Raw genomic sequence first — 15,427 nt, 5'->3', positions numbered from 1 at the left:
GCACAACAGTGCAGACAACCCGGGACCAGTTGTTCACCGGTCCCGGGTTGCGTCGTCGGGGATGGTCGGCCGATCAGTAGGTGTGTTCTTTCAGCAGCACGGTGATTCCGCCGAACAGGTCCACGAATCCGTTGTAGATGATGGCGATCAGTGGCGCCAGGATGGTGGTGATGATCGCGGTCACCGCGCCGATCAGGGCGGCGATCGACAAAACGGTGCCGAAGGTGATGATTTCTTCGCCGCCCGCCCCGCCGATCACGGAGTTCATTTTCTCCCAGATGCCGAAGTAGTCCAGGCCGAAGTAGAGCATGACAATGCACAAAATCCAGGCCGCCAGGCCGGCCAGGGACAGGGCGAGACCTGTTCTGAAAGCCGACAGCGGGGATATCCGGGCGATGGTGACCTCACGGGTTGCCATGGATGGGTGTGCTCCTTACAAGCTAGCGTTGTTGTGACGGGCGTCCACCGGTTGGTGGGGGGTACCGCCCACGGGCGGATGAAACACCGGAAATGGTTGTGTGTCCGGTGGATCGTGCCCGCGGACGAGACGATGACACCGACAGGGTCCGTGTCCGCCGGTCGACCGGGCCACGGTCGTGACCGGCCAGGACCCCACTGTCGGCGCCCGGGCGGGTCACAAGACCCCGGTCCCCGGTGGACCGGGTCTTGGTTTATGACTCGTCGTCGTCCCCGTCATCGTCGTCGGTGACCGGAACACCACTGGCGTCCGTCTTGTCGGTGGCACCTGCTTCGACAAGTGTTTCGTGTTCCTCGTCAAGGGTAGTCTGCTCGTCGGCGTCACCGGAAGGGGACGCCGCCTGACCGGTGGCTACCGCTTCGGCGGTTTCTTCCCCTTCGTGTTCCACATTGCGGTCGATGGCCAAAAGCTCGACACCCTTTTCCAGGTTGACCAGACGCACGCCCATGGTCTGGCGCGAGGAGGGCCTGATCTGGTCGACCTCGGTGCGGATGACTCCGCCGGCAGAGGTGATGGCGAAAATCTGGTCTTCCTCGTCGACGGTCAATGCACCGATGAGCTTGCCGCGTTTGGGGGTGTATTTGAAGGTGACCACACCCAGTCCACCACGGTTTTTGGTGGGGTATTCCTCCAAAGCGGTGCGCTTGCCGTAGCCGCCGGTGGTGGCCACCAAAAGGTAGCCGCCCTCGCGGACCACACACATCGCCAGCATCTTGTCGTCACCGCGGAAACGCATGCCCATCACACCGGCTGTTGCCCGGCCCATGGGGCGCAGTGCCTCATCATCGGCGGTGAACCTGATGGCCTGTCCCTCTTCACTGACCAGCAGCAGATCATCATCGGCAGAGGCCAGGGCCGCACCGATCAGTGTGTCACCCTCGTTGAGGTTGATGGCGATCAGCCCACCGGAACGGGTCGAGTCGTAGTCGGACAGCCGGGACTTTTTCACCTTGCCGCCGGCGGTTGCCAGCACCAGGTAGTCGGCATCCTCGTAGGACTGGATCTGGATGACCTGGGCGATTTGTTCACCCGGCTGGAAGGCCAGCAGATTGGCCACATGCTGGCCGCGGGCCGTGCGCGAGGCCTCGGGCAGCTCGTAGGCCTTCAACCGGTAGACCCGGCCGAAGTTGGTGAAAAACAGGATCCAGTCGTGGGTGGAGCAGACAAAGAAGTGGCGCACCACATCGTCTTGTTTCAGCTCCGCGCCGCGCACCCCTTTGCCGCCGCGTTTCTGCGAGCGGTACAAATCAACCTTGGTGCGTTTGGCATACCCGGTGGAGGTGATGGTGACCACCACGTTTTCCCGGGCGATCAAATCTTCCTCTGTCACATCACCGGTGGCGGCAATGATCTCGGTGCGGCGTTCGTCGCCGTACTTGTCGACGATTTCGGTCAGTTCTTCCTTGACGATGGAGCGCTGCCGTTCCTCGCGGGCGAGAATATCCTTCAGATCGGCGATGATGGTTTCGATTTCAGCCAACCGGTCGATGATCTTCTGCCGTTCCATCGCTGCCAGGCGGCGCAGCTGCATCGCCAGGATCGCATCGGCCTGAATCTGGTCGATCTCGAGCAGTTCCATCAAACCGGTGCGGGCCACATCCGGGGTCGACGAGCGGCGGATCAGGGCAATGACCTCGTCGAGCATGTCGAGTGCCTTGACCAGGCCGCGCAGAATGTGGGCTTCTTTTTCCGCTTCATTGAGCCGGTGTTTGGTGCGCCGGACAATGACCTCGATCTGGTGGGTCACATACAAGCGCAGCATCTGGTCCAGGCGCAGGGTGCGCGGCACACCGTCGACAATCGAGAGCATGTTCGCGCCGAAAGAGGTCTGCAGCTGGGTGTGCTTGTAGAGGTTGTTGAGCACCACCCGCGGCACGGCGTCGCGCTTTAAGTGGATGACAATGCGCATGCCGATGCGGTCGGAGGACTCGTCGTGGATGTCGGCGATGCCGGCCAGTTTGCCGTTGTAGATTTGGTCGGCAATCGAGGAGATCAGATTATCCGGGTTGACCTGGTAGGGCAGTTCGGTGATGACAATGCGCTGGCGGGTGCCCTCCTGCTCGATTTCGGAGACCCCGCGCATCTTGATCGAACCGCGGCCGGTGGTGTAGGCCTCTTTGATGCCCTGGTCGCCGACAATCAGACCGGCGGTGGGGAAATCGGGGCCTTTGACCCGTTCCATGCAGGCGGCCAGCGCTTCCTTCGGCTCCGCGTCCGGATTGTCGAGCAGCCAGCAGATCGCCGAACCCAGCTCGGTGAGGTTGTGCGGCGGAATGTTGGTGGCCATGCCGACGGCAATACCGCCGGAGCCGTTCATCAGCAGGTTCGGGACACGGGAGGGCAGCACCACCGGTTCCATGTTTTTGCCGTCGTAGTTCGGCTGGAAATTGACGGTGTCCTCGCGGATATCGCGCACCATCTGCATGGCCAGTGGGGTGAGACGGCACTCGGTGTAACGCATGGCGGCCGCACCGTCATTGCCGGGGGAACCGAAGTTGCCCTGCCCGTCAACCAGCGGGTAGCGCATCGACCACGGCTGGGCCATACGCACCAGGGTGTCGTAGATGGCGCTGTCGCCGTGCGGGTGGAATTTACCCATCGCATCAGAGACCGGTCGCGAGGACTTCACATAGGAGCGTTCAGGCCGGTAGCCGGAGTCGAACATGGCGTACAGAATGCGCCGGTGCACCGGTTTCAAACCGTCCCGGACCTCCGGGAGGGCACGGCCGACGATAACGGACATGGCGTAGTCGATGTAGCTCGACTGCATCTCGTCCTGGATGTCGATGGGCTGGATGCGGTCGAAGAGAGCCTCGCCGTCCTGGGTGGTGTCGTCACTCACTGTTTCTCGTGTGTCCCGTCTGGTAGATGGCAAACATTTCAACGCGTCCCACACAGGGCGCTGGCCCCGCGGCACGTCGTTCCCATTCTACCCCGCGGCACAACCCTGCAACCGATTGTGGACACTGTCAACGCCAATACGGGCATACCACCGCCCGATCATGCCACCACTGTGATACCAGATCCTGCTAGCGTGGGCTGTCATGGCAATGACTTTGCGCTTGACCGATGAACAGGACCGGGCACTGGCACTGCTGGCTGCCGCACAGGGGCGCAGCAAACACGATGCGGCCGTGCGGGCCATCATCGCCCAGGCTGCCCGTACTCTCGCCCGCCAGGAAGTCGCCGAACTGGCCGAACGTTTCCTCGACGACTACGCGGCAACCAAAAAAATGCTCCGTCACACCCAGGCCGGGTGAGCGCGGTGACATCATCCAGTCCCACCGGCCCGGCCGCAGCAGTAACCGGCGCAACCGGCCAGCAGTACCCGCGGGTCTGCATGGTCGATGATCTGGTCGCCGTCGCCGAACGGGTGTGCGGCAGATACGGCGCTGTCATCACCGACCATGCGGCCCTGGCGGCAGCGGCTGCGGTGCCCGCGGCCCGCATCAACGGTGTTTTTGTCCACCGGGATCTCCGCACCGCCGCCTGGGCACTGGCTGAAACCATTGAAAAACTCGCCCCCCTAGACCGCGCCAACGATGTGTTTGCCGTGATTGCCGCCCGGGTGTATCTGGCCCGCTAGTCCCGTGCAGCACCCGGGTTCACCAGGTCCGGGGTGACCCCGGGCGGGAGGGCACCGGGGAAAAATCACGAAATTGTGCCCAAACCATGTGCGCGGCACCACCGGTGGTGTAACATCAGTGACTGTTGTGATTGCAGTTAACTTGTGTGACTGATGTGATTGCCGGTGTACCCGCCATCAGTCACCGGACGGCTGTGGAGGAAGAATCACGACACCCGATCATGACGACGGCCCCGGGGCCGTCACCGTGCCACCCATGGTGCCGGTGACAGGCCCGGGGCCGTCGCCACATGTGCCCGGCCGGACAAGGCAACCGGGCAGGGTGTGGAACAATGGCGGTGAGAACACCAGCCGCCGACACCATGGTGTCCGGTGTGTGTTTTAGCCGCTGATCACCCCACCTGAAGGATCGCCCGATGAATGACCTGCGCACCCAACTGACCGGCCCCTGCCGCAGTCGGCTGGCCGAAGAGCTGGCCGCACTGACCACAGACACCATCGCCGGATACTCGGGCATCACCGGAACAGCGATCAAAGCGACCATCGGTTCAGTGGAAAAAGCCCAGCCCGGAACGGTGAAAAAAGGCATCAACCGGATGATCCCGGATATGGCCGACGCATTGCAGGGTTTCTGGGACAGCTACCGCGCCAACCCCACTGCGGCCCGCAGCTTCGGCGACTACCTGGGAAAGCGGGAAGACGAGGTGGCGGCCCACCTGGTCGCCGAGGCCGACAAACAATCAGACCAGCTCGACAACGCCCCGTTGAAAGCGCTTTACGGCAGGCTGCGGGCGAAAGCACCGAAATACCTCCGGCCGGCCATCGGCCCCATGGGGGATCTGGTGGAAAAATACGCCGCGCAGTAACCGGACACCCACCTGCCCCCGCAGTGCAACGGGCGTGTGCCGCAGGCCTTGTCCAGCCTCATCCGCCGGTTGGGACCACCTCACGGCCGGTCTCCCCGGCAACCTCCCGGTACGGCCGGGCACTGGCCGCCGGGGCAGTGTCGGCCACCGGATCGGCACCGGTGAAATACCAGTCGAATTCCCTGCCATCGGTGGCCAGGGGCGTTGATCGACCAGCCCCGTTATCAGCCGACCCGGCTGAATACGCCGCCCGCGGATAATCCCCATCGGCCGTGCCACTGTCCCCGTCCTGCGGCCACTCCAGCCGGTAGTCGTGGTAGTTAAGCCACAACTCCCAGGCGGCGGCACAGACGACCAGGGTGCCGATACCGCACACAACAGCCATGGTCACATCGGTACCACCGGAAAACCCGTAGACAACACAGGCGGTGACGAATTCGGCCACGGCTGCGGCAGCCCCCAACCAGATCCCCACCTGAAGACCCTTGTAGCGGCGACGTGGCGAGATAGTGTTCACGTCGGTGGTCCCTTCTATTTCCCCGGGCACGACAAACCCGTGAAGTGAGTCCAACCGGTGGTACCTTCCCTTGTATCACCAGTCACTTGAGTCACTTCAGTAACACCCACGAGTATAAAGCAATCCCCCGCCGCACGCGAGCAGGACCCGGCGCTGAACCATTAATACAGGTCACAGCCTGCCACAGCCGACTTTCACCGCACTTTCAGTGCTGTCTCAGCACAGGTGATCGGCGGCAGCCATGGGTCGGCATCCCGCAGGGACCATGGGCGGCAGACTGCAGCAGCCCCCAACCACAACCGCCCCCACCGAAAAACGGTGGGGGCGGGGCGGACAGATCCGGTTGGTTGAACAGATTTTCCGTCAACCGGGACCGGGTGAACCTAGACGTCCAAGAAGCGGACGTCTTTGGCGTTGCGGGTGATAAACGAGCGGCGGGCCACCACGTCATCGCCCATGAGAATGGAAAAGACCTCGTCGGCGGCCTGGGCATCGGGCATGGTCACCTTGCGCAGGGTACGGCTGGTTGGATCAAGTGTGGTTTCCCACAGCTCTTTCGCACTCATCTCGCCGAGACCCTTGTAGCGCTGGATACCGTCGTCGGTGTTGATCTTGCGGCCGGCTTCCAGACCTTCTTTGAGCTGCTCGTCACGGCCGGCATCGGAGTAGGCGAAACCGGGTTCGCCCTTCTGCCACTTCAACTTGTACAGCGGCGGCTGCGCAAGATAAATATGGCCGTCGATAACCAGCTGCGGCATGAACCTGAACAGCAGGGTCAGAAGCAGGGTGGCGATGTGCTGGCCGTCAACATCGGCGTCGGCCATGAGCACAATCTTGTGGTAGCGCAGCTTCTCGATATCGAACTCGTCGTGGATGCCGGTGCCCAGCGCCGAAATAATCGCCTGCACCTCATTGTTTTTCAGCACCTTGTCCAGGCGGGCTTTCTCCACATTGAGGATTTTGCCCCGCAGCGGCAGGATCGCCTGGTACAGCGAATCACGGCCCTTCTTGGCGGTACCACCGGCGGAGTCACCCTCCACCAGGTACAGCTCCGATTTGACCGGATCCTTGCTGCGGCAGTCGGCCAGTTTGCCGGGCAGACCACCCATGTTTGTGGCCGATTTGCGGCGCACCAGCTCCCGGGCTTTGCGGGCCGCCTGGCGGGCATGCGACGAACTGATCGCCTTGTTGATGATCACTTTGGCTTCCGCCGGATTGGCTTCCAGCCAATGCGCCAGATGCTCGTTGATCATCCGCTGCACAAACGATTTCACTTCGGTGTTGCCGAGTTTCGTCTTCGTCTGGCCCTCGAACTGCGGATCGGAGACACGAACCGACACCACGGCGGCCAATCCTTCACGGCAGTCGTCACCGGAAAGATTGGGTTCTTTGTCTTTGAGCATCTTGTGCTCGCGGGCATACCGGTTCATCAGGGAGGTCACCGCGGCACGGAAACCCTCCTCGTGGGAACCACCCTCAATGGTGTTGATGGTGTTGGCGAAGGTGTGCACAGACTGCGAGTAGGAGGAATTCCACTGCAGGGCAACCTCCAGCTCGTTGGTCTCGTCCTTGGCGTCGAAGGCGATGATCGTCGGGTGGACGGCGGTCTTCGACTTGTTCAGGCTGCGGACATAGTCCTTCAGGCCATCCGGGTAGTGGTAGATGCGTTTTTTCTGCTTCGGCTTGCCGGACTTCTTTTTGTCCTTGCCTTCCGCCGCATCACTGTCGTCGTCATCGTCACCGCGGCCGTCATCGGTATCCAGCAGATCGGGACGGTCATCATCGTCGTCGAGTGAATCCGCGTCATCGCGTTCGGCCAGCTCATCGAGTTCGGCCTGTTCCTCGGTGACCCGCAGGTCAGTCAACGTGATCGTCAGGCCCTTGTTGAGGAAAGCCATTTCCTGCAGGCGGCGGGCAATGGTGTCGAACTTGAACTCGGTGGTTTCGAACACCTCCGGGTCCGGCCAGAAGCGGATGGTGGTTCCGGTGCCGCGGCATTTGCCGCCCTGCTCCAATTCACCGGGAATCGCCCGGTCGAATTTCTGGTACCAGTGGTAGCCGTCGCGTTTGATATCGGCTTCCAGCCTGGTCGACAGCGCGTTGACCACGGAAATACCCACACCGTGCAAACCACCGGAGACGGCATAGGATTCAGAGTCGAATTTACCGCCGGCGTGCAGCTGGGTCATCACGACCTGCACTGTCGGCGGGCCGGAGGGGTGCTTGTCGACGGGGATGCCACGGCCGTTGTCGACCACCTGCACGCCACCGTCAGCCAACAGCGTCACATCGACTTTGTCGGCGTAGCCGGCCATCGCCTCGTCAACGGAGTTGTCGACAACCTCCCACACCAGATGGTGCAGGCCACGTTCACCGGTGGAACCGATGTACATGCCCGGGCGTTTGCGGACGGCTTCCAGACCCTCAAGGATGGTGATCGATGAGGCGTCATAGTGGTGTTCTGTAGCGGACACGGGTGGCGTCGCTCCTTGGCCTGAGACTGGAATTTTGACCCCCTTATCCTACACGGCTGCAATACGGCGTGAGGGACTGTGTGGGGCTGTGGGGCAACAAACCGTAACCAGCTTCCGGCGGGACGCTGATTTCGGGGGCCTGTGGCCCCCCGTGGGGCCGCTGAGAGTTGAAAAACCACCGGTGCCCGCAGGGCAAAAAAGCACCCGCCCGCTTATCCGTAGGTGTCCCGCGGCCCGCGGCCTTTGACATGCAGCCGTCCTTTGCGCCAGCTGGGGGCCTTGGGCGGATAGATTTTCAGCTCGGTGACAATGCCCGGCCCCACCTGCTCGGCGATGGCCGACAAAATGGTGCGCTGCATCAGGCGCAGATTGGTCGCCCAGGCAGTCGAATCAGTCGATAGGAACAGTGTGGTGTCCTTGACCATCTCGATGGTGGTGTGCTGGGCGATTTTCTCCCCCACGATCTCCTCCCACCGACTGGTCAAAAACCCCTGGGCCAGGCCTTTCTTCCAGCCCCGGGAGGTGATTTCCCGGCCCAGGATCGACACCAGTTTCTCCGGTCGATCGGATGGATGCCAGGCCCGGCCATCCGGTCCGCTGGGGCGGGCAAACGACGGCCAGCTGCGGGGCCGGCGCGCCCGCGCCCGGTCAGCGGCAAGTTCCGGGTCATCGGCGCAGGTACCCCCACGGGTCAACACATCGGGAAGCAGGGCACCGATGGTGTCGGCGCTGTCGGTGCCGGCGAATCCGGGGGCACCGAAATCACTGGCCCCCACCCCGGTTCCGGCCTGGTATTTCAACGACGGTATCCGGCCGTTTTTCCTCTTCGATGCCTGGCGCACCCTGTCAAAAGCATCGGCCACCAGGTCATTTCCACGGCTGCCCAAGGTGTCTTCGAAACTGGCTGCCCGGCGTGGTCGCGCAGGTATTTGGGCCGATGATGGCTGCGTTGACTGTGTTTCAGGCATGGTGGTCTCCCCGCCGACGGCCGGGGTTTGTCCGGTGCGGTGGTCGCCCGCGGGATCACACGGGAGTGCGTCATCAGTCATGGTGACCACCTTCCTGGGAACTGACAGAAGGTAGTGCGGTGTCATCGCCCACCTGTGCGCCGATGATATCGGTCTGTGTGGTGGCGGGGGTGTCGGCCGGCTGTGTGTCCTGCCGGTCACACCGGGCAGACCGGGAGGGACTTTCGGTGCTGTCGCAGTCGAGAACGGACACCGGCCCGTCCGGGCGGTCGATCATGGTCACCGTGTGGGTGGCTGTGACCGCCTCACCCAGATTGTCGGGCAGGTCATCACCGACAGCGGCGGTAATGAGCACCTGTTCGGCGTGCAGGACCGTATCCACCAGGCGTAGGCGTCGTTTCGCATCCAGTTCGGCGAACACATCATCCAAAATCACAATCGGATCGGTGCCGTCGGCCCGGTAGAGCATGGCTGTGGCCAGCCGCAGCGACAACGCCAGCGACCAGGTTTCACCGTGGCTGGCATAGCCTTTGGCTGGATGGGCGCCGAGAATAACGGCCAGGTCGTCGCGGTGCGGGCCGGTGAGCGTCATCCCCCGTTCCACTTCTTTGCTTCTGTTGTTGCCCAGCTCGGCCAGCATCGCCGCTTCAGCGAGCTGCTCGTCAATGATTGCTCCGGATGCACAGTGCCCACCGGCGAGTTTTTCCACCGCATCCTGGATGGTGGATGTGTAGCGTATCGACGCCGGACGCGACTCCGGGGCGATCGAGGCATAGGCGTCGTGGACTCTGCCGGACAGTTCGGCAACCAGTTTCTGCCGTTCCACCACAATTTTCGCCCCCAGCGCCGCAAGCTGGGCGTCCCACACATCCAGGGTGGCCACGGCAGAATCGTCAGCGTAACCGCGGCGCCGCGGCGAGGGTGCCGATTTCAGCAGCGCGTTGCGTTGCCGCAGAATTTTGTCGTAGTCGGCTCTCACCCCGGCCAGCCGGGGCCGGCGGGTGGCCAGGACATCGTCGAGGTAGCGGCGCCGTTGTGCCGGTTCACCGGTGACAAGGGCCAGATCCTCCGGGGCGAACAACACGGTTTTGACCACCCCCAGAATCTCCCGGGGGGTGGACAACCGGGTGCGGTTGATCTGCGCGAGATTTTTCCCCTTCGGTTTCACCAGCAGGTGGGCGGTCAATTCACGGCCATCGTTGACCACCGTCGCCGACAGCCGGGCATCGTCTTGTCCGGCCCTGACCAGTGGTGCATCAACCGATACCCGGTGGCTGGTCAAGTGTGCCAGATAGCCGACGGCTTCGACCACATTGGTTTTCCCGTGGCCGTTGCGGCCGACGAACACGCTCACCCCGGGGTCAAGATCAACCTCGAGTTCGGGCCAGGAGCGGAAATCCCGCAGCGACAGATGTGAAATAAACACTGCTGGTAAAAGTCACCGTCCCTTCCTATCACCACCGGGTGGGTGTGGGGCGTACCATAGCCCACCGCCCCGAGACGGCCACCACCGCCACAGCCGATCAGCAGCGGGAAGCCCTGCACTGCCGGGTGAGCGTATGCCGCAGCGCACACAAACCATCATCCACCGCACACACCGCCGACACGCCGGGGTGTGGGGGCTGTTTTTTTAAAAACCGCCGGAATTTGTCTTTTTACGGAAGCCTGACCGGCATGAGCACGTAGGTCAGTTCGGTTTCCGGGGTCGGGAACGTGCCGCTGTCATCTGCTTCGGGCATGGTTTCCGGCTCCGGGATCACCAGCACCGGGCGGGAGGCCTGGGTGAAGCCGAACACGGCCCGCTTGGTTTTGATTGCCCCCAGGCCATCGCGCAGGTAGCCGGTGTTGAACGCGGTGGTGATCGGTTCACCGACGAAAGCACAGTCGATGATTTCCTCGGCTTTGCCGGCATCGGCACCACCACCGGTGATCACCAGCTGTCCGGCGGAAAATTCCATTCTGATCTGCGAGGAACTGCGGTCGGTGACCAGCGAGACACGTTTGACCGCATCCAGCAGCGGGGAAATCTCGACGGTCGCCATCGACGTGTGCTGCTTGGGCAGCAGGGGACGGAATTTCGGGAATTCCGCATCCAGCAGACGGGTGGTGGTTTTCCGGCCTTCGGTACGCACCCCGAACAGCTTGGCCGAGGTGGCTTCCGCTTCACTGGCGCCGACGGCGATCTCAATGTCCTCCCCGGTGGAGGCATCCATGCTTTTGGCCGCATCCAGCAGGGTTTTCGCCGGAATCAAAAAGTGCGCGTCAACCTCACCGGCGGTGCAGTTCCAGGTGAAGGTGCGCACCGCCATGCGGAAACGGTCGGTGGAGGCCAAAAGCATCTGGTTGCCCTTGATCTCCATGAACACACCGGTGAGCATGAGCAGGGTTTCATCCCGGGAGGCGGCACTGGCGACCTGGGTGACGGCTTCGGCGAACAGCCCGGGATTGACGGTTCCGGTGTCGGCGGGAAGTTCCGGCAGCTCCGGGTAGTCATCCAGCGGAATGGCCGGCAGTTCGAAGCGGGAGGACCCGCACTCCAGGGTCACTTTCGAACCGTCGTAGCTGACCTGAATTTCCTTGTTCGGCAGAGTCGAGGTGATGTCGGCCATCAGCTTGCCGGCCACGGCGATGCGCCCCGGCTCATCGACGATCGCGGAAATTTTGACCTCGGTGGACACTTCGTAGTCGTAGCCCGCCAGGGTCAGTCCGTCATCGTCGGCGGTGATCAAAATTCCGCGCAGCACCGGCTGCGCCGGTTTGGCCGGCAGTGATTTGGCGACCCATGAGACCGCACCCGAAAGTGCGTCATTGGCTACCCGGAATGACACCGATTCGCTGTCCATCGTGTAATTCAAGCTCCTAGATCGCTGCAAACATTGGTCGGGCAGAGCCGACGGAAGTCCATTATTCCGGTCACCGGATGTGATTTCACCCGTATGCCCCGGCCGGACTGCGTTCCCAGATCAAAGCTACCCGGCCGGCCGGTAGGTTGAAAAACATTCCGCCGGCCGGTCTCCTCCCCCGCCGGGGCGGAAGGAAAACAATAAGCTTCACATTTGCTTTCAACAACACTTTTTTCCCCGGAGGATCTCCTGGATGAAATTTCCGGTAAATACAGTAGGTCCTGTTGAAACTGTGGAATCGGGCTGTTTGGGCAGGTGGCACCATATTTCCCGCTGTGGGTAACGGTGTGGAGGAAATGGGGACAAGCCGGCGTTTCTGTGGAGTTTTTCCCGCCGGTACGCGGCATCCACAACTTCCGGTCATTTATCCCCGGGTTGATCAACAGATTCGGCCCACTTGTACACAAGACAAACCCGCAGGTCGGGCCGGCGGGTACCGCTACCTGCAAGAAAATTACATCCACAGAATTACACACCTGTGAGCAACTTTGTGGATAACCCGGATCCGGTGTGAAGTGGCAGGCCAGCGCGGCTTTTAAAGGGATGGCCCGAGACAGCGGAAAAGAATTTCGTCGCGGGGGTGGCCGGTGGGGGAACCAAGAGCAGGTGCCGCGCCGCCGGTTGGCGGGCACTTTTAACCATTGACCTGCGGGAAAACACCCTCCGGCGGATGTGACGGCCCTGCTGCCCACTGCGCCCCGCGCCGGTGGACGGTGCCGGGCCACAGGCCGGCTCCTCGTCGGCCGGGGCGCGCGGGGTGCCGGCGGTCGGATGCCTGTGGCACGGGTGTGCCGCGTCAATAAGCGGTCACCCCGGGGCGCGCCGCAGGGGCAACAGCAGGCCGGGGTCTGGGTGAACGGGGCCGGTCACCCCGGATCGAGGGCCGTCCACGGGTTGAATACGGTGATGGGGTGTGCGTGGTGGCCGGGCGGCGGTTTTTTCAGGGCCGATGGGTTGGTGGGGTTTGTTTCCCGCAGGCACCACCGTGTGGTCTGTGGGGCGATGGGGTTTTTTCCGGGGGAAGACGGCTGTGGCTTGAGTGTGCGGGCCGGGGACAAAGAATGGGGACAGCGACAAAACCCGCACGGCTCAAGGCCGTGCGGGTGAGGTGGCTGATGGTGGTTTAGCTGCGTGCCCTGGTTTTGATCAGCTGGGTCAGTTCCTGGATCTGGTTGTAGGTTTCCCTGTTTTCCTTGATTTCCTGCTTGATCTTTTTTTCCGCGTACATCACCGTCGTGTGGTCGCGGCCACCGAAGGCCTGCCCGATTTTCGGCAGCGACAAATCCGTCAGCTCCCGGCACAGGTACATCGCCAGCTGGCGGGCGTGCGCCCGGGCGCGGGCTTTGCCGGTGCCGATGATCACGTCGACACTCATGTCGAAAAACTCGGCGGCCACCTCAATGATCGTCTGCGAGGTGATCTGCACGTCGGCTTCCTCGGGGAGGATGTCCTGCAGGGTGGTGCGGGCCGTTTCCAGATTCACCGGTTCCTTGTTCAACGACGCTGAGGCAGCCACCCTGATCAGTGCACCCTCCAATTCGCGGATCGAGGATTCGAAGTTGGTGGCGATCAGCTCCAGGACATCGCGTTCGACTTTGATCTGGTCGGTTTCGGCTTTCCGCATCAAAATCGCGATACGGGTTTCCACGTCCGGGGGCTGGATATCGGCGATCAGTCCGGCCTGGAATCGGGTGCGCAGCCTGTCGTGCAGGGTGGTCAGCTGCTTTGGCGGCCGGTCAGAGGACAAAATAATCTGCTTGTTCGCCTGGTGCAGGGCGTTGAAGGTGTGGAAGAACTCTTCCTGGGTTCCTTCCTTGCCGGCCAGGAACTGGATGTCGTCGACCATGAGCACATCCAGGTTGCGGTAGCGGCGTTTGAAGGATTCCTGCCGGTCGTCGCGCACCGAATTGATGTAGTCGTTGGTGAACTCCTCACTGGAGACGTATTTGACCCGCAACGACTGGTCGAGCTGTTTGGCGTAGGTGCCGGTGGCGTGAAGAAGATGGGTTTTGCCCAGTCCCGAGCCGCCCCAGATGAACAGCGGGTTGAACGCCTGGGCCGGTGCCTCGGCCACCGCGATCGCGGCCGCCTGGGCGAATCTGTTCGACGGGCCGGTGACAAAATTGTCGAAGGTGTAGCGGGCGCTGATCGAACTGTCGCGGTCGGGATCAACGGCGCGGGCTTCCCGCGGCAGCCGCGGTGCCCCGTGGCTGTGGGTCGGCGCAACGAAATCCCCGGCAGCGGTGTCATCGGCATTGGCTGACGTCCACCGGGCAACCGGTTGCCCGTGACCGGTGGTGTCTGCCGGTGCGCCGGTGTCCTGCTGGCTGCCGGCCAGCCCGCGGATGGCTTCCTGCGGCGGGATGGCCGGCCGCGGTCGGTCCGCACCTGCTGAAGCAGCACCGGCCCCGGGCGCCAGACCGTGGGCTGCCCCCGGTGCGGTGGGGTGCGGGAGGGGTCCCGCGCTACCGCCGGTGGAACCGGAATGATCCCCCGGCCCGGGTACCAGGTCACTGGCTGCGGTGGTCGCCGGTGATCCGGGGGCCGCGGGATAACCGGTGGTCCCGGCCCAGCCGTGGGTGGTGCGCTGCTCGGCGGCAGCCGGATTATCCGGGCTGTGCTGCTGGTCACGGCTGACGGAGACAGCCAACGAACAGGGCACCCCGACAGTCGTGGAGAGAATATCGGATATCGCCTGCGCCAGATCATTTTCGATGGCGTCCTTGGCGGAATGGCTGGGAACAGACAGCACCGCATAGCCTTTGACGATGGCGACGGGATTGACCTGCCTGAGGTAGGCCTCCTGGATTTTGGATATGGGTGCACCGGCGCCATCCGGGCGGTTGACGAGTTCTGCTACAACTCGCCGCCAAATTTCGACGGGTGTGGAATCGGTATCCGGCACGGTGTATTCGGTCCTGACAACAACATGGGGCAGCACCGTTTATCGCAAAAATAAACTTCAAGCCGATCAGACACCGTGACTGACCGGGCCGCCGTGCCGGATGGGGGGAGGATATCCTCCGTGGATCCGGCAGGGGTGGTCTGTCACGCGTCTGTTGCTGGCGGTGTCGCCGCTTTGGGTAGGCGGTGGTCGATGAATGGGTCAAACACGCTCGGTGGCAAGCGCTGAAAAGACAACAAAAGCGTAGCGGTATGAAATTGTGGCGTGCCCGCCGGCCGGCGGGTGTCCCCGGCCGGCCGTGGGCCTGTGGACAACCAGGGGTGGCGGCAGGCCCGTGCGGGGATGACGCACACAGCCCCGGTATGCCATCAACCCCCTCCCAGCGGCGGCAACACACCCGCTGTGTGGGTGGTGTCACATGACCGTTCGGACGGCGGGGTTAATCACAGGCACAGGGCCGGTCATCCACAGTTGGCAACGCCGTTCAACTGTGTTTTCCCCGCGGTTTTCCACAGCTGTGGAAGAATGTGGACAACTTTTATCCACAGGCGGCTGTGTGTCCTGTGGAGAAATCAACTTCCCTTGTTGAACCCTGTGACCTGCGCCTTTGGTGCCGGTCGAGAGATCTCTCAAGCTCTGGTTGACTGTTATCCACAGGATGGTGTTTTCCGCGGATGTGAAAACTCGCTTAAAAAACATTGTTACCCGCCCCGAGGGTTGACTGTCTAGC

General features: G+C 62.5%; 11 protein-coding genes. 3 read left to right on the top strand and 8 right to left on the bottom strand.

What is annotated here, in order from left to right; genetic code table 11:
* Positions 1–73: 73 nt before the first annotated feature.
* A complete protein-coding gene (locus JZY06_RS06800) occupies positions 74–418 on the bottom strand; it encodes a DUF3566 domain-containing protein (RefSeq protein WP_207278808.1) in 345 nt (114 codons plus the stop codon).
* A gap of 253 nt (positions 419–671) precedes the next feature.
* The gene (gene gyrA / locus JZY06_RS06795) at positions 672–3,248 is read right to left on the bottom strand and encodes a DNA gyrase subunit A (RefSeq protein ID WP_242516802.1); all 2,577 of its coding nucleotides are present in this window, start codon (positions 3,246–3,248) and stop codon (positions 672–674) included.
* A 274-nt stretch (positions 3,249–3,522) separates the two neighbouring features.
* On the opposite strand from gyrA, the gene JZY06_RS06790 reads away from it, so the two are divergent.
* The 3 genes from JZY06_RS06790 (at position 3,523) to JZY06_RS06780 (ending at position 4,930) form a co-directional block, all read left to right on the top strand.
* On the top strand, positions 3,523–3,738 hold the full coding sequence (locus JZY06_RS06790) for a CopG family transcriptional regulator (protein WP_207278806.1): 216 nt from the start codon (positions 3,523–3,525) through the stop codon (positions 3,736–3,738).
* Between the two features lie 5 nt (positions 3,739–3,743).
* A complete protein-coding gene (locus JZY06_RS06785; RefSeq protein WP_207278805.1) occupies positions 3,744–4,064 on the top strand; it encodes a hypothetical protein in 321 nt (106 codons plus the stop codon).
* Between the two features lie 416 nt (positions 4,065–4,480).
* Positions 4,481–4,930, top strand: a complete 450-nt coding sequence (locus JZY06_RS06780; RefSeq protein ID WP_207278804.1) for a DUF6918 family protein — start codon at positions 4,481–4,483, stop codon at positions 4,928–4,930.
* Between the two features lie 58 nt (positions 4,931–4,988).
* Here JZY06_RS06780 and JZY06_RS06775 read toward each other — a convergent pair whose 3' ends face one another.
* From JZY06_RS06775 to dnaA, 6 genes are all read right to left on the bottom strand, one after another.
* Entirely contained in the window at positions 4,989–5,447 is a 459-nt protein-coding gene (locus JZY06_RS06775; RefSeq protein ID WP_207278803.1) for a hypothetical protein, read from the bottom strand.
* A gap of 383 nt (positions 5,448–5,830) precedes the next feature.
* Positions 5,831–7,921 carry a DNA topoisomerase (ATP-hydrolyzing) subunit B gene (gene gyrB / locus JZY06_RS06770; protein WP_207278802.1) on the bottom strand — a complete coding sequence of 697 codons (2,091 nt, stop codon included), beginning with the start codon at positions 7,919–7,921 and terminating at the stop codon, positions 5,831–5,833.
* A gap of 212 nt (positions 7,922–8,133) precedes the next feature.
* Positions 8,134–8,970: a DciA family protein gene (locus JZY06_RS12565; protein ID WP_377769081.1), complete on the bottom strand. Its 837-nt coding sequence runs from the start codon at positions 8,968–8,970 to the stop codon at positions 8,134–8,136.
* Positions 8,963–10,315 (bottom strand): DNA replication/repair protein RecF, encoded by a 1,353-nt coding sequence (gene recF, locus JZY06_RS06760; RefSeq protein WP_207278801.1) that lies wholly within the window; start codon positions 10,313–10,315, stop codon positions 8,963–8,965. Before recF ends, JZY06_RS12565 begins: the two co-directional genes overlap by 8 nt.
* Before the next feature lie 229 nt (positions 10,316–10,544).
* Positions 10,545–11,732: a DNA polymerase III subunit beta gene (gene dnaN, locus JZY06_RS06755; protein WP_207278800.1), complete on the bottom strand. Its 1,188-nt coding sequence runs from the start codon at positions 11,730–11,732 to the stop codon at positions 10,545–10,547.
* A 1,183-nt stretch (positions 11,733–12,915) separates the two neighbouring features.
* Positions 12,916–14,697, bottom strand: a complete 1,782-nt coding sequence (gene dnaA, locus JZY06_RS06750; RefSeq protein WP_207278799.1) for a chromosomal replication initiator protein DnaA — start codon at positions 14,695–14,697, stop codon at positions 12,916–12,918.
* Positions 14,698–15,427: the final 730 nt, after the last annotated feature.

Origin of the sequence: Corynebacterium mendelii (genome assembly GCF_017307055.1) — a bacterium.
GTDB lineage: Bacteria > Actinomycetota > Actinomycetes > Mycobacteriales > Mycobacteriaceae > Corynebacterium > Corynebacterium mendelii.
This window is presented reverse-complemented; position numbering and strand designations above follow the sequence as displayed.

Coding starts and splice junctions, on each gene's coding strand:
- JZY06_RS06800 (WP_207278808.1), bottom strand. CDS start 418: ATGGCAACCCGTGAGGTCACCATCGCCCGGATATCCCCGCTGTCGGCT.
- gyrA (WP_242516802.1), bottom strand. CDS start 3,248: ATGCAGTCGAGCTACATCGACTACGCCATGTCCGTTATCGTCGGCCGT.
- JZY06_RS06790 (WP_207278806.1), top strand. CDS start 3,523: ATGGCAATGACTTTGCGCTTGACCGATGAACAGGACCGGGCACTGGCA.
- JZY06_RS06780 (WP_207278804.1), top strand. CDS start 4,481: ATGAATGACCTGCGCACCCAACTGACCGGCCCCTGCCGCAGTCGGCTG.
- JZY06_RS12565 (WP_377769081.1), bottom strand. CDS start 8,970: ATGACTGATGACGCACTCCCGTGTGATCCCGCGGGCGACCACCGCACC.
- dnaN (WP_207278800.1), bottom strand. CDS start 11,732: ATGGACAGCGAATCGGTGTCATTCCGGGTAGCCAATGACGCACTTTCG.